The organism is Streptomyces sp. NPDC039424 (genome assembly GCF_055639495.1).
Window position 1 is genome coordinate 145,813 of the sequence record NZ_JBVKAI010000019.1, and the last position, 15,775, is coordinate 161,587.

The 15,775-nt window shown below is 71.2% G+C and carries 12 protein-coding genes; 5 read left to right on the forward strand and 7 right to left on the reverse strand.

Annotated features, from left to right (window positions below):
- The first annotated feature begins 178 nt into the window (after window positions 1–178).
- The 3 genes from ACZ7L0_RS34810 (at window position 179) to ACZ7L0_RS34820 (ending at window position 3,488) form a co-directional block, all read left to right on the forward strand.
- A complete protein-coding gene (locus ACZ7L0_RS34810; protein ID WP_471246540.1) occupies window positions 179–1,021 on the forward strand; it encodes a DUF3558 domain-containing protein in 843 nt (280 codons plus the stop codon).
- A gap of 118 nt (window positions 1,022–1,139) precedes the next feature.
- The gene (locus ACZ7L0_RS34815) at window positions 1,140–2,075 is read left to right on the forward strand and encodes a DUF3558 domain-containing protein (protein ID WP_471246541.1); all 936 of its coding nucleotides are present in this window, start codon (window positions 1,140–1,142) and stop codon (window positions 2,073–2,075) included.
- 72 nt (window positions 2,076–2,147) lie between these two features.
- Complete coding sequence (locus ACZ7L0_RS34820) at window positions 2,148–3,488, forward strand: DUF2637 domain-containing protein (RefSeq protein WP_471246542.1); 1,341 nt, start codon at window positions 2,148–2,150, stop codon at window positions 3,486–3,488.
- A gap of 80 nt (window positions 3,489–3,568) precedes the next feature.
- On the opposite strand, the gene lysS is transcribed toward ACZ7L0_RS34820, so the two are convergent.
- Window positions 3,569–5,317, reverse strand: a complete 1,749-nt coding sequence (lysS, locus tag ACZ7L0_RS34825; protein WP_471246543.1) for a lysine--tRNA ligase — start codon at window positions 5,315–5,317, stop codon at window positions 3,569–3,571.
- Between the two features lie 145 nt (window positions 5,318–5,462).
- On the opposite strand from lysS, the gene argS reads away from it, so the two are divergent.
- Window positions 5,463–7,229, forward strand: a complete 1,767-nt coding sequence (gene argS / locus ACZ7L0_RS34830; RefSeq protein WP_471246544.1) for an arginine--tRNA ligase — start codon at window positions 5,463–5,465, stop codon at window positions 7,227–7,229.
- A gap of 67 nt (window positions 7,230–7,296) precedes the next feature.
- Here the strand turns inward: argS and ACZ7L0_RS34835 are convergent, their stop codons facing one another.
- Window positions 7,297–8,595 (reverse strand): helix-turn-helix domain-containing protein, encoded by a 1,299-nt coding sequence (locus ACZ7L0_RS34835; protein ID WP_471246545.1) that lies wholly within the window; start codon window positions 8,593–8,595, stop codon window positions 7,297–7,299.
- A 213-nt stretch (window positions 8,596–8,808) separates the two neighbouring features.
- Here ACZ7L0_RS34835 and ACZ7L0_RS34840 point away from each other — a divergent pair, with 213 nt between their 5' ends.
- Entirely contained in the window at window positions 8,809–9,492 is a 684-nt protein-coding gene (locus ACZ7L0_RS34840; protein WP_471246546.1) for a DUF4232 domain-containing protein, read from the forward strand.
- Between the two features lie 18 nt (window positions 9,493–9,510).
- On the opposite strand, the gene hemB is transcribed toward ACZ7L0_RS34840, so the two are convergent.
- The 5 genes from hemB to ACZ7L0_RS34865 all read right to left on the reverse strand — a co-directional run bounded on the left by hemB (window position 9,511) and on the right by ACZ7L0_RS34865 (window position 15,775).
- Window positions 9,511–10,512 (reverse strand): porphobilinogen synthase, encoded by a 1,002-nt coding sequence (gene hemB, locus ACZ7L0_RS34845; protein WP_471246547.1) that lies wholly within the window; start codon window positions 10,510–10,512, stop codon window positions 9,511–9,513.
- A 127-nt stretch (window positions 10,513–10,639) separates the two neighbouring features.
- A complete protein-coding gene (locus tag ACZ7L0_RS34850; protein WP_471246548.1) occupies window positions 10,640–12,346 on the reverse strand; it encodes a bifunctional uroporphyrinogen-III C-methyltransferase/uroporphyrinogen-III synthase in 1,707 nt (568 codons plus the stop codon).
- Complete coding sequence (hemC, locus tag ACZ7L0_RS34855; RefSeq protein WP_471246549.1) at window positions 12,343–13,305, reverse strand: hydroxymethylbilane synthase; 963 nt, start codon at window positions 13,303–13,305, stop codon at window positions 12,343–12,345. The genes ACZ7L0_RS34850 and hemC overlap by 4 nt, the downstream gene beginning before the upstream one ends.
- Entirely contained in the window at window positions 13,302–15,014 is a 1,713-nt protein-coding gene (locus ACZ7L0_RS34860) for a glutamyl-tRNA reductase (protein ID WP_471246550.1), read from the reverse strand. Before ACZ7L0_RS34860 ends, hemC begins: the two co-directional genes overlap by 4 nt.
- A complete protein-coding gene (locus tag ACZ7L0_RS34865) occupies window positions 15,011–15,775 on the reverse strand; it encodes a redox-sensing transcriptional repressor Rex (RefSeq protein ID WP_471246551.1) in 765 nt (254 codons plus the stop codon). Before ACZ7L0_RS34865 ends, ACZ7L0_RS34860 begins: the two co-directional genes overlap by 4 nt.

The window sequence follows — 15,775 nt, forward strand, 5'->3', positions numbered from 1 at the left end:
CAAAAGTATTAATAGGCTCAAAACGCAAATGCGGCGCCAAGGTCGGCGAAAAGGGACAACGGACCGGCGTTTACGGCAGTGCGTGCGATACACATTGTCTCCAGCAGGCGACCCGCCGCGGCAAGCGAATTACCAGCGGGGACACTGAAGCACCGACACCGTCGAGAGGAGCCTGACCGTGCACCGGAAGGCATACGTAACCGGCATCGCCGCCCTCCTCGCGGCGCTGCTGGCCGGCTGCACGAGCGGCTCGGGCGACAAGGGCACGACGGACAACGCGAACCCGGGTGACGCCAGTACGGCGACCCCGGCGGCCCAGCCCGGCAAGTACCGCACGCTCCCCGAACCCTGCGGCGCGGTCGGCCACGACACCCTCGACTCCCTGCTGCCCGGCATCAGGCAGATCACCGACCAGGACCAGCGGGACAAGGCCTACGAGGGCGCGGCGACACTCACCTTCGACACGGACCGCAAGGTCGGCTGCCGCTGGAAGGTGGAGTCCGCCGACGCCACCGACCATCTCCTGGTCGACTTCGAGCGGGTGGTGTCGTACGACAACGCCGTCAGCGACGACAGCGAGGCGGAGCGGCTCTTCTCGGAGCAGGAGACCGCGGCCGACCTGCCCGAGCCCGCCCCCACGTCCGGGTCCGCCTCCTCGTCCCCGTCCCCCTCCGTGTCGGCCGCCGGCGCCGAGGCGTCGTCCTCCGCTTCGCCCTCCGCGTCCTCCGACTCCACCTCCGCCGCCTCCTCCACCGAGTCGCCCGACGCCACCCCGGTCGACCTCCAGCCCCGCGTCCTCGACGACCTCGGCGACGAGGCGTACGTCGACGACGAGCTCACGAGCTCCGGTTCGACGGCCGAACAGCGAACGGTGACTGTGGTGTTCCGCACGTCCAACGTCGTCGTGACCATCGAGTACGCGGAGCAGCCGACGGCGATCGGTGTCGTCCCGGACAGCAAGGAAATGCAGGACAGGGCACGTGATCTGGCCGCCCGGCTGGACGACACACTGGGCGGCTAGCGGGTCCGCCGGACCCCTGCGCGGCCGTGCGCAAAGCCCGTGAACCGGAACCGCACAGCTCGCTCACCGCGTACCGTGGCCCCTCGGACCCGATCCGACCGCAGGAACCACTAGCGTCATGAGTGAAGGAACCATGCAGCGAGCAGCCCAGCGAGACGACCAGCGTGCCCAGCGAGCCAAGCTCCTCTCCCGCCTCCTCGTCGGCGCGGCGGCGGTCCCCGTGATGCTCGTCGCCGCCGGCTGCTCCTCGGACTCCGGCTCCGACGACGGCGCGAAGAGCGCGGGGCAGACCGCGGCGGCCGGCGCGGACGCGGGCAGCCCCTCCGCGAGCGCCTCTCCGACCGTGGAGGCGGCGGCCTACGCGAAGCTTCCCGAGCCGTGCGCGGCGCTGTCGAAGAAGACTCTGGGCGAACTCGTACCGAAGGGTGCGAAGTCGGGCAAGGAGGGCACTTCAAACGACACCGCGTCCCGGTCGAGCTGCTCCTGGGACAGCCTCGACAGCAACGGCGTGAAGGGCTCGCAGTTCCGCTGGCTCAACGTCTCCCTCCTCCGCTTCGACTCGGACGCCAACCGCGGTGCGGCCGACAAGCAGGCGCAGGTGTACTACGCGGACCAGGTCAAGGCCGCGCAGTCGGTGACGGGCGCGAAGAACGCCGCCACGGAGCCGGTCGCCGGGACGGGCGACGAGGCGACGGCGGTGCGCTACGACCTGAAGAAGAAGGAAGGCAGCTTCAAGCAGCAGACCGTGGTCGCGCGCGTCGAGAACGTCGTCGTCACCCTCGACTACAACGGTGCGGGCCTGGCCGGCGCGAAGACCCCGAGCTCCGGCGACCTGACGAAGGCGGCGGAGAAGGCGGCCAAGGAAGTGGTGGCCGCGGTGTCGAAGGCCAACGGGCAGAGCTCCGGCGGCAGTTCGGACTCGGGCTCGGGCGACGCCAGCTCCTCGCCCTCGAAGTCGGCGTCGAAGTCGGCGTCTCCCTCGAAGTCGGCCTCGGCCTCCGCGAAGCCGTCCGCGAGCGCTTCCCCGTCCAAGTCGGCAGCCAAGAAGGACTGACCGGCATCACGTTCGCCGTACAGGTGTGCCACCCTGTTGCGCGCAACAACACGCAATGGGAGGGGAGTACGAGTGGCCGCGCCACTGCAGCTGACTCGGATGCACCGCGTTCTCATCGGCGTGGTCGTGGCCGGCGCCCTGATCATCGCCGGCATCGGCTTCGCCGGTTCGTACGCGGCCGTCCGTGAGCTGGCCATCAAGAAGGGCTTCGGGAATTTCTCCTACGTGTTCCCGATCGGCATCGACGCGGGCATCTGCGTCCTGCTGTCCCTGGACCTGCTGCTGACCTGGATCCGCATCCCCTTCCCGCTGCTGCGCCAGACGGCGTGGCTGCTGACGGTGGCGACGATCGCCTTCAACGGCGCCGCCGCCTGGCCGGACCCGCTGGGCGTGGGCATGCACGCGGTGATCCCGGTGCTGTTCGTGGTCGCGGTCGAGGCCGCCCGCCACGCGGTCGGCCGGATCGCCGACATCACGGCCGACAAGCACATGGAGGGCGTCCGGCTCACCCGCTGGCTGCTCTCCCCGCTCCCGACCTTCCTGCTCTGGCGCCGTATGAAGCTCTGGGAGCTCCGCTCCTACGACCAGGTGATCAAGCTGGAGCAGGAACGTCTCGTCTACCAGGCCCGCCTCCGCTCCCGCTTCGGCCGCGCCTGGCGCCGCAAGGCCCCGGTCGAGTCGCTGATGCCCCTGCGTCTGGCCCGCTACGGCGTCCCGCTCGCCGAGACCGCGCCCGCCGGTCTCGCCGCCGCCGGCATCGAGCCCGCCCTCCTGCCCCCGGCCCCCACACCGGCACAGCCGGAACTGACGACCGCCCGACCGGCCGAACTCGCGACGGCGGCCGCGGCCAATGCGGCCGTCGCGGCGGGCGCGGCGGGCGCCGCCGCGGTCAACCCCGCCGGGGCGGCACGGGTGGGCACGGCGGCACCCCTCGGCGGGCAGCGCCCCGACCCCGCCCACCAGAACCCCGGGCAGCCGGACATCCCGGAGGACCCCGAAGCGAGCCCCTGGTTCCAGGCACCTCTGCAGAGCAGCGACTACCACGGCGGCTACGACCCCACGTACGACCCCTCCTACGACCCTCAGTACGTCCCGGAGGAGCAGTACGAGGACTGGTACGAGGAGCAGCAGCCCTCCCCGGAGGAGACCGGCAGCTTTCCCATCCCGTCCGGCCCCGGCCGCACCCGCCAGCTCGGCGAGGGCGGCGGCACCCCACCTCCGGAGCCGGACGAGGAGGCCTACTACCAGGTCTTCCGCCAGTCGATAAACGGCAGCCTCCCCACCCCCCGAGAGTTCCAGGACGGCGTGGAGGCGACCTACGGCATCACGCTGCCGGACCAGGACGCCAAGCGGATGGTGAATCGCTTCTCCAACCGCTTCAACGCGGAACTGGAAGAGGACCACATCGCGTAACCACCGGCGCGTACGACGAGGGGGCGCCCAGTGCCTTTCAGCACTGGGCGCCCCCTCGTCGTAGAACGGCCTACTCCCTACTACTCCCCGAGCAGGGCCCGCACCCGCTCCTGCCCGACCGCGAGCAGCAGCGTGGGCAGCCGGGGTCCGGTGTCCCGGCCCACCAGCAGGTGGTACAGCAGGGCGAAGAACGACCGCTGGGCGCTCTTGATCTCCGGCGGCAGCTCCTTGGGCGTGGCGTCGGCGGAGAACCCGGCCTGCACCTTGGGCACGCCGTACACGAGGTGGGTCAGCCCGTCGAGGGACCAGTGCTCGGCCAGGCCGTCGAGCAGCAGCCGGATCGACTGCTGGGAGGCTTCGTCGAGCGACTTCAGCAGCTCGGCGTCGGGCTCCTCGCGGACGATGGTGCGCTGGTCCGCCGGCACGTGGGTGTTGATCCAGGCCTCGGCCTTGTCGTACCGCGGCCGGGCCTCGTCCAGCGAGCCGAGCGGATCGGCCGGGTCGAGCTCGGACAGGATGCGCAGGGCCTGGTCCTGGTGGCCGGCGGTGATGTCGGCGACCGAGGCGAGGGTGCGGTAGGGCAGCGGGCGGGGCGTCCTCGGCAGCTCACCGGCGGCGGTGCCGACGGCGCGGGTGTACGCGGCGACGTCACCCGGGAGGGCGGAGCCGTCGGCGACCTTGCCCGCCAGCTTGTCCCACTCGTCGTACAGCCGCTGGATCTCCTGGTCGAAGGCGATCTTGAAGGACTGGTTGGGCCGGCGCCGGGCGTACAGCCACCGCAGGAGCTGCGGCTCCATGATCTGCAGGGCGTCGGCCGGGGTGGGCACACCACCGCGCGACGACGACATCTTCGCCATGCCGGAGATGCCCACGAAGGCGTACATCGGGCCGATGGGCTGCTCGCCGCCGAAGATCCCGACGATCTGCCCGCCGACCTGGAAGCTGGAGCCCGGCGAGGAGTGGTCGACACCGGACGGCTCGAACACGACCCCTTCGTAGGCCCACCGCATCGGCCAGTCGACCTTCCACACCAGCTTGCCGCGGTTGAACTCGCTCAGCCGGACGGTCTCCGAGAAGCCGCACACGGTGCAGGTGTACGCCAGCTCGGTGGTGTCGTCGTCGTAGGAGGTGACGGTGGTGAGGTCCTTTTCGCAGTTCCCGCAGTACGGCTTGTACGGGAAGTACCCGGCGACGCCAAAGCTGCCGTCGTCCTCGCTCGCCGCGCCCGAACCCTCCTCGGCCTCCAGCTCGGCCTCGTCGACGGGCTTCTGCTGCTGCTTCTTGGCGGCGGCCTTGGGCTTGGTCCGGTACTGGGCGAGGATCGCGTCGATGTCGCCGCGGTGCTTCATGGCGTGCAGGATCTGCTCGCGGTAGACGCCCGAGGTGTACTGCGCGGTCTGGCTGATCCCGTCGAACTCCACACCCAGCTCGGCCAGCGACTCGATCATCGCGGCCTTGAAGTGCTCGGCCCAGTTCGGGTACGGCGAGCCGAGCGGGGCGGGCACGGAGGTCAGCGGCTTGCCGATGTGCTCCGCGTACGTGTCCTCCTCGACCCCCTCGATGCCCTTGGGGACCTTCCGGTACCGGTCGTAGTCGTCCCAGGAGATCAGATGCCGGACCTGGTGGCCGCGCCGCCGGATCTCGTCGGCGACGAGATGCGGGGTCATGACCTCCCGCAGGTTCCCCAGGTGGATGGGGCCGGAGGGCGAGAGCCCGGACGCGACGACGACCGGTTTGCCCGGGGCCCGACGCTCCGACTCCTCGATGACCTCATCCGCGAAACGGGAGACCCAGTCGGTGGTCTCGGTGCTCTGAGCCACGATCGGCACGTCCTCTTGTTCTTGAGCTCGGGCAGTCATGAAGTACTGGCACCCCCATACTCCCAGACGGGCCCGCGACCCAAAAACCGCTTTACCCCCCATGGGATACTGGGCGTGTCTATCCATCCCCACGAGGAGAACGGCACCCCTTCCTATGGCCTCGGTCACGTCCCTCAGCGACATCGTCCAGCAGCACCTCACCTCCGCCATCTCCGCCGCCCTGCCGGAGGCCTCCGCGGACCCGCTGCTGCGACGAAGCGACCGGGCCGACTTCCAGGCCAACGGGATTCTGGCGCTCGCCAAGAAGGCGAAGGCGAACCCGCGGGAACTGGCGACCCAGGTCGTCGAGCGGGTCGAGTCCGGTGACGTGATCAAGGACATCGAGGTCTCCGGCCCCGGCTTCCTGAACATCACGATCGCGGACCAGGCGATCACCAGGAACCTGGCCGCGCGCTACGCCGACGACACCGGCCGCCTCGGCGTCCCGTACGCCGCGAACCCGGGTACGACGGTCATCGACTACGCCCAGCCGAACGTGGCGAAGGAGATGCACGTCGGCCACCTGCGCTCCGCCGTCATCGGCGACGCGGTGGTCCACCTCCTGGAGTTCACCGGCGAGAACGTGGTCCGCCGCCACCACATCGGCGACTGGGGCACCCAGTTCGGCATGCTCATCCAGTACCTGGACGAGCACCCGCACGAGCTGGACCACAAGGACACCGAGGTGACCGGCGAGGAGGCGATGTCCAACCTCAACCGCCTCTACAAGGCCGCGCGGAAGCTCTTCGACTCCGACGAGGAGTTCAAGACGCGGGCCCGTCGCAAGGTGGTCGACCTCCAGGCGGGCGAGCCGAAGACGCTGGCCACATGGCAGAAGTTCGTGGACGAGTCGAAGATCTACTTCTACTCCGTCTTCGAGAAGCTGGACATGGAGATCCGGGACCCGGACATCGTCGGCGAGTCGGGCTACAACGACATGCTCGCCGAGACCTGCCGTCTCCTGGAGGAGTCCGGCGTCGCGGTCCGCTCCGAGGGCGCCCTCTGCGTGTTCTTCGACGACGTCAAGGGCCCGGACGGCAACCCGGTCCCGCTGATCGTCCAGAAGTCGGACGGCGGGTACGGCTACGCGGCGACCGACCTCTCGGCCATCCGCGACCGCGTCTTCAACCTGAAGTCGAACTCGCTGCTGTACGTGGTCGACGTCCGCCAGTCGCTGCACTTCAAGATGGTCTTCGAGACGGCGCGCAGGGCGGGCTGGCTCGGCGACGACGTCACGGCGCACCAGCTCGCCTTCGGCACGGTCCTCGGCAAGGACGGCAAGCCCTTCAAGACTCGTGAGGGCGAGACGGTCAGGCTGGAGGACCTCCTCGACGAGGCGGTGGAGCGCGCGACGACCGTCGTCCGGGAGAAGGCCGAGAAGGTGGGCCTGACCGAGCAGGAGATCGAGGAGAACGGCCGGTACGTGGGCATCGGCGCCGTGAAGTACGCCGACCTGTCGACGTCGGCCGTCCGGGACTACAAGTTCGACCTCGACCAGATGGTCTCCCTGAACGGCGACACGTCCGTCTATCTCCAGTACGCCTACGCCCGCATCCAGTCCATCCTCCGCAAGGCCGGCGAGGCCCGACCGGCGGCCCACCCGGAGGTGGAGCTGGCTCCGGCGGAGCGCGCCCTCGGCCTCCACCTGGACCGCTTCGCCGAGACGGTCCTGGAAGTGGCCTCGGCCTACGAGCCCCACAAACTCGCCGCATACCTCTACCAGCTGGCGACCCTGCTCACCTCCTTCTACGACCAGTGCCCGGTCCTGAAGGCCGAGACCCCGGAACAGATCGAGAACCGCCTCTTCCTCGTCGACCTCACCGCCCGCACGCTCCACAAGGGCATGGGCCTGCTGGGAATCCGGACGCCTGAGCGCCTCTGAGGCGGGCGGTAGGTGTCGCCCCGCGGGCGGGTCGAACGTGGTGGTCCACGGACCGTCCCGCCGCTGCTCAGTCCGCCGTCCTCCACGCCGAACCACCCAGCGGGAACTCGTAGGCGGGGCGTCCGTTGTTGCCGCTGGTGCGGAAGGGGCGGCCGTGGTCGTCGATCCGGAGCGTGCCGTGGCGGGAGCCGCTGGACCACTTCAGCGCCAGGCTCCAGCTCACGTCGTACGCGGAGGCGTCGGCCTTGATGTACAAGACCTCCGGGTCGGACTCGCTCACCTTGAACGGGAAGTCCCGGTGGCCGGCGACGGGGATGACGGCGGGTCGTGCCGCGTCCAGGGCCACGGTGAAGGTGCGGGTGGGTACGCCGCCGCCGCAGCCGACCCCGGGGTAGCCCATGGCGTAGTCGTTCCAGGCGAGCGGCGAGCGCTTGGCCACGGGCACGACGGCCAGGCTGTCGATGACCACCGTCTCCTTGCCGGTGCCCTGCACGGTGAGCGCGACGAACTGCTCCTCCGCCGAGATCGCCCCGTGGGTCGCGACCCAGGCGGGCGCGTAGTCCTCGCCGGGCGGCGGGGCGACCTGGTCCGGCTTCCGGTCGATCAGGTAGTGCTGGGAGCAGGGGTCTGTCCAGGCGTACGGGCGGGTGGTGACCGTCAGCGGGACAGGTCCGGTGACGGTGCCCCGGGCCTTGGGACCGCCGCCGTCGGCCGACGGGGTGGACTCGTCCGTGGGAGTCGCGGAGGCGGTGGCCGAGCGGGACGCGGAGGCGCTGGGCGAGGCGGACCGTGAGGTGCGGGCGCCGGGGGTGGCCGTAGCGGCATCACCGCCGGACCTCGCCCGGCCCTGAGCCGACGCTGCCGTGACCGGGCTGTCGTCACCGTCGTCCGAGCCGCCGGAGGGAAGCGTCACGGCCAGTGTGGCGGCCCCGAGGACTGCGGCCACCGCTATGCCGGTGACGACGGCGGTACGGCGGTTGCGGCGGGTACGGCCAGGGGCGTCCGGGGCCGCTGTCGTCCCTTCGGCCGGCGCTGGTTCCCCTTCTCCGTCCGCCTGTTCCTTCTCCACCGCCGGCTGAGGCGTGACCGCCTCGGCCTTCCGCCTTCGCATCGCGTCCCCCAGCACCCATCGCCGGTGCAGCTCCACCAGTTCCTCGGGCGTCGCCTTGCAGAGGCGGGCCAGACGTTCCACGGGGGCGTAGTCCGTGGGTATGGCTTCCCCATTGCAGTAGCGGTGCAGCGTCGACGTGCTCATGTGGAGCCGTTTGGCGAGCGTCCCGTAACTGAGTCCGGAGCGGTCCTTCAACTCCCGCAGCAACTCGGCGAAACCGCTTTCCGAAACGCCCCCCGAAGCACCTTCCGACACGCTTCCTCCATCCCCCGTGTTCCATACCCGCGTTCCAGGGAACGGTCGTTTCCCCAGTTCAGAGCCGGTGTGGGCGTTCCCGTGTCCCTGATCGTCCGCCGAGCGTGGCGGGCGGGACGGAGCACCCCACAAGCTGTGGACATCCAAGCACGCCGCTCCCGCCGAACGGTCGAGCGGCTGCCTCAACTCCACTTTCACGGAAGAGAATTCGCCATGCGCATCCGCACTGCCCGTACCCGCCGCACGCCCGTCCTCGCGGTCACCGGCGTCGCCCTCGCCGCGCTCGCCCTCACGGCGTGCGGGGGCGGGACGGGCACGAAGGACGAGGGTGCCTCGACGTCCGCCTCCGCTCCGGTGCCCGCCACGTCCTCGACGCCGGTCGCCTCAGAAGCCTCGGTGTCCTCCGCAGCGTCCTCCTCGGCGTCCAGCGGCTCCAGCGCCAAGTCGCCCGCCGCCAAGGCCCCGGCCGCCCGGGTCCTGTGCAACGGCTCGAACACCACTGTCACCGCCCAGGTGCTGTCCCGGCCCCTCAACCACATGCTGCTGACGGTGAAGAACACCGGCAGCAGGACCTGCGACCTGACCTACTACCCCGTCCTCCGCTTCGACGAGATGCAGTGGGTGCCGCAGGGCGCCGAGGAGACCAAGCCGCAGGCCGTGACCACGCTGGCGCCCGGTGAGTCGGGCTACGCGGGTGTGCTGCTGTCCGCCGCCGACGGGAGCGGGGACGGCGGCACGACCGGCCACAAGCTGACGGTCGCCTTCCAGGGCGCGACCCCCAACAGCAGCGGTGGCGCGTCCGCGACCCCGTCGCTGCCCTCCAAGGGCGTGTACTACGACAGCTCGCTGGCGGTGACCTACTGGCAGCGGGACATGGACGACGCCGTCAACTGGTGACGGTGAGCGGCGACTCGGTCAGTCGCCCCGGCGCAGCTTCTGGGCGGCCTCGGTCGCCCAGTAGGTGAGGATGTTGCGCGCACCCGCCCGCTTGATGCCGGTGAGGGTCTCCATGATCGCCCGGTCGCGGTCGACCCAGCCCTTCTCGGCGGCGGCCTCGACCATCGAGTACTCGCCGGAGATCTGGTAGGCGGCGACGGGCACGTCCACGGCGTCGGCGACGCGGGCGAGGATGTCGAGGTAGGGGCCGGCGGGCTTGACCATCACCATGTCGGCGCCCTCCTCCAGGTCCAGGGCCAGCTCCCGCAGGGACTCGCGCCAGTTGGCGGGGTCCTGCTGGTAGGTCTTCCGGTCGCCCTTCAGGGAGGAGCCCACCGCCTCGCGGAAGGGGCCGTAGAAGGCGGAGGAGTACTTGGCGGTGTAGGCGAGGATCGCCACGTCCTCGCGGCCGATCTGGTCGAGGGCGTCGCGGATGACGCCGATCTGGCCGTCCATCATGCCGCTGGGGCCCACGACGTGGGCGCCCGCGTCGGCCTGGACCTGGGCCATCTCGGCGTAGCGCTCCAGGGTGGCGTCGTTGTCGACGCGGCCCTCGGCGTCCAGTACACCGCAGTGGCCGTGGTCGATCGTCTCGTCGAGGCACAGGTCGGACATGACGAGCAGGTCGTCACCGACCTCGGCGCGGACGTCGCGGAGGGCGACCTGGAGGATCCCGTCGGGGTCGGTGCCGGGTGTGCCGAGCGCGTCCTTCTTGGACTCCTCCGGCACTCCGAACAGCATGATCCCGGAGACTCCGGCCTCCACCGCCTCCAGCGCGGCCTTCTTCAGGCTGTCCCGGGTGTGCTGCACGACCCCCGGCATCGCCGTGATCGGCACCGGCTCGCTGACGCCCTCCCGCACGAAGGCGGGCAGGATGAAGTCGGCCGGGTGGAGTCGGGTCTCGGCGACCATACGGCGCATGACGGGCGTGGTCCGCAGGCGCCGGGGACGCGTACCGGGGAAGGATCCGTACTTCGTCATGCCGTCTACGCTACGCCCGCCCCGGAGTCCTTTTGCCGACGGCCCGTCGGGCTGGACGGCCTCGATCCCGAAACGCCGGACGGGCTGAGTGATTCAGCCCGTCCGGCGTTCGAGGAGACGATCCGCTCTAGGTCGTACGGCGCCTGCGCGCCCCCGGCCTGCGCTCGCTCGGTCGCGTCACCGGGTCCCCGGCCTCCAGGGCGGCGGTCCTGCGCCTGAGGCCGAAGTCGGCCAGCGCCTCGGCCAGCTTGAGCACCGACGGCTCCGGGGCCATGACGTCGACGCGCAGGCCGTGTTCCTCCGCCGTCTTGGCGGTGGCCGGGCCGATGCACGCGATCACCGTCACGTTGTGCGGCTTGCCCGCGATGCCGACGAGGTTCCGGACCGTCGACGAGGAGGTGAAGAGCACGGCGTCGAAGCCGCCGCCCTTGATCGCCTCCCGGGTCTCGGCCGGCGGCGGCGACGCGCGCACGGTGCGGTAGGCGGTGACGTCGTCGACCTCCCAGCCCAGCTCGATGAGCCCGGCGACGAGGGTCTCCGTGGCGATGTCGGCGCGGGGCAGGAAGACGCGGTCGATGGGGTCGAAGACCGGGTCGTACGGCGGCCAGTCCTCCAGCAGGCCCGCGGCCGACTGCTCGCCGCTCGGCACCAGGTCCGGCTTCACGCCGAAGGCGACGAGCGCCTTCGCGGTCTGCTCGCCCACCGCGGCCACCTTGATCCCCGCGAAGGCGCGGGCGTCGAGGCCGTACTCCTCGAACTTCTCCCGGACGGCCTTGACGGCGTTGACCGAGGTGAAGGCGATCCACTCGTAGCGGCCGGTGACCAGGCCCTTGACCGCGCGCTCCATCTGCTGGGGCGTGCGCGGCGGTTCGACGGCGATCGTCGGGACCTCGTGCGGGACGGCGCCGTAGGAGCGCAGCTGGTCGGAGAGCGAGACCGCCTGCTCCTTCGTGCGCGGTACGAGGACCTTCCAGCCGAACAGCGGCTTGGACTCGAACCACGACAGCTGGTCGCGCTGGGCGGCGGCGGAACGCTCACCGACCACGGCTATGACCGGCCGGCCGCCGTCCGGGGACGGCAGGACCTTGGCCTGCTTCAGGGTCTGCGCGACGGTGCCGAGGGTGGCGGTCCAGGTGCGCTGCCGGGTGGTCGTACCGGCGACGGTCACCGTCAGGGGCGTGTCCGGCTTGCGGCCGGCGGCCACCAGTTCGCCCGCGGCGGCGGCCACGGAGTCCAGCGTGGTGGAGACGACGACCGTGCCGTCGGAGGCTCCGACCTCGGTCCAGCAGCGGTCCGACGCCGTACGGGCGTCCACGAAGCGGACGTCCGCGCCCTGCGCGTCGCGCAGCGGCACACCGGCGTACGCGGGCACGCCGACGGCGGTCGCGATGCCGGGGACGACCTCGAAGGGGACCCCGGCGGCGGCGCAGGCGAGCATCTCCTCGGCGGCGTACGTGTCGAGCCCGGGGTCCCCGGACACGGCACGTACGACCCGCCTGCCGCTCCGCGCGGCCTCCATGACAAGATGAACGGCATCCCGCAAGGCCGGGACCGCGGCGGTTGTTGACGTGCCGTCAACGACCGTCAGTTGAGGCGTGCCTGTGCCCGGATACGTGTCCGAGGATGGATCCGTGTCCGTACGCACTACGGAGACGCCTTGTCTGGCGTGACCGCGGACCACGTCGAGCACCTCGTGCTCGGCGACGAGGACGTCCGCGTTCGCCAGCGCCTCGACGGCGCGCAGAGTCAGCAGTCCCGGATCCCCGGGTCCGGCACCGAGGAAGGTGACGTGCCCGTGTTCAGGACCGGCGGCGGGAAGGGTGGTGGGGCTCAATGTGCTCGCTCCCCCATCAGACCGGCCGCGCCCTGGGCAAGCATCTCGGTGGCGAGTTCGCGACCGAGCGCCAGCGCTTGGTCGTGTGTCTCGGGCACGGGACCGGTGGTGGACAGCTGCACCATGCGGGTGCCGTCGGTCGTGCCGACGACGCCGCGCAGGCGCATTTCCTTGACAAACTGCCCGTCGGCCAGCAAGTCGGCCAGCGCGCCCACGGGGGCGCTGCAGCCGGCCTCCAGGGCGGCGAGCAGTGATCGCTCGGCCGTTACGGCGGCCCGGGTGAGCGGGTCGTCGAGTTCGCCGAGCGCCGCGATCAGGTCCGCGTGGTCCGCGGCACACTCGATCGCCAGGGCCCCCTGGCCGGGGGCGGGCAAAACCGTGTCGACCGACAGGAAGTCGGTCACCTCGTCGATGCGGCCTATACGGCTCAGGCCGGCCGCGGCGAGGACGACGGCGTCCAGTGCGCCGTCGTGGACGTATCCGATCCTCGTGTCCACGTTGCCGCGGATCGGGACCGTCTCGATGTCCAGCCCGTGGCCGCGCGCGTACGCGTTCAGCTGCGCCATGCGGCGCGGCGAGCCGGTGCCGATGCGGGCGCCCCGGGGGAGGTCGGTGAACTTCAGCGCGTCCCGGGCGACGATCACGTCGCGCGGGTCCTCGCGGACCGGGACGGCGGCCAGCGCCAGTTCCTCGGGCTGCGTGGTGGGCAGGTCCTTCAGCGAGTGCACCGCGAAGTCGACCTCGCCCTTGAGCAGCGCGTCGCGCAGCGCGGTGACGAAGACGCCGGTGCCGCCGATCTGCGCGAGGTGCTCGCGGGAGACGTCGCCGTACGTGGTGATCTCGACGAGCTCGACGGGCCGCCCGGTCACCTGGCTCACGGCGTCCGCCACTTGCCCTGACTGGGCCATGGCCAGTTTGCTCCGCCTGGTCCCTAGCCTCAGTGCCTTGGTGGTACTCATGCTGGCCCTCGGTTCTTGCCGTTCTTCTCAGAGTCGTGGTCGGCCCGGGAGACGGCGGCCACCGTCTCGGGGTCGAGGTCGAACAGGGTGCGCAGCGCGTCCGCGTACCCGGCGCCGCCGGGCTCGGCCGCGAGTTGCTTGACCCGGACGGTCGGCGCGTGCAGCAGCTTGTCGACGACGCGGTGCACGGCCTGGCGGATCTCGCCGCGCTGGCGTTCGTCCAGGTCGGGCAGGCGCCCGTCGAGCCGGGCGATCTCGCCGGCGACGACGTCGGCGGCCATGGTGCGCAGGGCGACCACGGTCGGCGTGATGTGCGAGGCCCGCTGGGCGGCGCCGAAGGCGGCGACCTCGTCGGAGACGATCCGGCGGACCTGGTCGACGTCGGCGGCCATCGGCGCGTCGGCGGAGGCCTCGGCCAGCGACTCGATGTCGACCAGCCGCACCCCGGCCAGGCGGTGCACGGCCGCGTCGATGTCGCGGGGCATGGCCAGGTCGAGGAGGAAGAGAGCGGGGGCCGGGCGCGGGATCCCGGCGACGGGCTCGGGCCTGCGGCGCTCGGGGATGCGGCCGACGGTGGCGGCGGTGGCGGCGAGCGCGGTGATCAGCTCGGCGTCGGCCTCGGGCGTGCGGCGGACGGTCTCGCGGCGGTCGACCGTGCCGTTGTCCACCCAGGCGGCGTGCTGCTCCAGGGTGGCCGCGTCTATGCCGGCCACGGCGGCCTCGCCCATCACGGAGAAGCCGGTGGCGCCCTGCACGGCGGAGAGGTCGAGCGGGCAGCCGTCGTCGGTGCCGAGGCTGGTGGGCGGGAGCGCGGCCGGTCGTATGTCCGTGTCCGTGGGCGTACGAGCGCCGTCGCCGGGCTCCGCGACGCGGCCGTCGACCGCGTTCGCGATGGCCTCCGCGGTCAGGACGAGACCGGTCGCGCCGGTACAGGAGACGGCGATGTCGGCACGTGTCAGTTCCAGCGCGACCGCTTCCATCGGTACCGCGCGGGCCTGTACGGCGGTGTCGTCGCCCTCGGTGAGGATCTGTGCGAGGCGTTCGGCGCGGTCCTGGGTGCGGTTGGCGATGACGACCTCGGCGACCCCGGCGCGCGCGAGCGTGGCCGCGGCCAGCGAGGACATCGAGCCGGCGCCGATGACCAGGGCCTTCTTGCCCCGGGCCCAGGTGTCGACCGGCGCGCCCACGGCCAGCTGCTCCAGGCCGAAGGTGACCAGGGACTGGCCGGCGCGGTCGATGCCGGTCTCGGAGTGGGCGCGCTTGCCGACCCTGAGTGCCTGCTGGAACAGGTCGTTCAGCAGGCGTCCGGCGGTGTGCAGCTCCTGCGCCTTGGCCAGGGAATCCTTGATCTGGCCGAGGATCTGGCCCTCGCCGACGACCATCGAGTCCAGTCCGCAGGCCACCGAGAAGAGGTGGTGGACGGCCCGGTCCTCGTAGTGCACGTAGAGATAGGGGGTGAGCTCCTCCAGGCCGACGCCGCTGTGCCGGGCGAGCAGCGTGGACAGCTCGGCGACACCGGCGTGGAACTTGTCCACGTCGGCGTACAGCTCGATGCGGTTGCAGGTGGCGAGCACCGCGGCCTCGGTGGCCGGTTCGGCGGCGACCGTGTCGTACAGCAGCTTGATCTGGGCGTCCGTGGTGAGCGCGGCCCGTTCCAGGACGCTGACCGGGGCGCTGCGGTGGCTCAGTCCGACGACGAGGAGACTCATGCCGGCATCACGGCGGGTACGTCCCCGTCGGGTCCCTGGTCGGTGGACTTCTCGCGGGCGGTGGCGGTGGGCAGTGCGCCGTCGCCGGCGGCCATCTCCTCGCCGGCCTTGCGCTGCTCGTGGAAGGCGAGGATCTGCAGCTCGATGGAGAGGTCGACCTTGCGCACGTCGACGCCGTCGGGGACGGAGAGCACGGTCGGCGCGAAGTTCAGGATGGAGGTGACGCCGGCGGCGACCAGGCGGTCGCAGACCTGCTGGGCGGCGCCCGCGGGGGTGGCGATCACGCCGATGGAGACGCCGTTGTCCTCGATGATCTTCTCGAGGTCGTCGGTGTGCTGCACGGGGATGCCCGCGACGGGCTTGCCGGCCATGGCGGGGTCGGCGTCGATGAGCGCGGCGACGCGGAAGCCGCGGGAGGCGAAGCCGCCGTAGTTGGCCAGGGCGGCGCCGAGGTTGCCGATGCCGACGATGACGACGGGCCAGTCCTGGGTCAGGCCGAGCTCGCGGGAGATCTGGTAGACGAGGTACTCGACGTCGTAGCCGACACCGCGCGTTCCGTAGGAGCCCAGGTAGGAGAAGTCCTTGCGCAGCTTCGCGGAGTTGACTCCCGCGGCGGCGGCCAGCTCCTCGGAGGAGACCGTGGGTACCGAGCGCTCGGACAGTGCCGTGAGGGCTCGGAGGTACAGCGGAAGCCTGGCGACGGTGGCCTCGGGAATCCCTCGGCTGCGGGTCGCCGGTCGGTGAGTTCGGCCAGTTGCCAC

Bases quoted from the DNA above. Each gene is read 5' to 3' on its own strand.
- hemB (WP_471246547.1), bottom strand. From the start codon at position 10,512: ATGACGAAGTACGGATCCTTCCCCGGTACGCGTCCCCGGCGCCTGCGG.
- ACZ7L0_RS34840 (WP_471246546.1), top strand. From the start codon at position 8,809: ATGCGCATCCGCACTGCCCGTACCCGCCGCACGCCCGTCCTCGCGGTC.
- ACZ7L0_RS34860 (WP_471246550.1), bottom strand. From the start codon at position 15,014: ATGAGTCTCCTCGTCGTCGGACTGAGCCACCGCAGCGCCCCGGTCAGC.
- argS (WP_471246544.1), top strand. From the start codon at position 5,463: ATGGCCTCGGTCACGTCCCTCAGCGACATCGTCCAGCAGCACCTCACC.
- hemC (WP_471246549.1), bottom strand. From the start codon at position 13,305: ATGAGTACCACCAAGGCACTGAGGCTAGGGACCAGGCGGAGCAAACTG.
- ACZ7L0_RS34815 (WP_471246541.1), top strand. From the start codon at position 1,140: ATGAGTGAAGGAACCATGCAGCGAGCAGCCCAGCGAGACGACCAGCGT.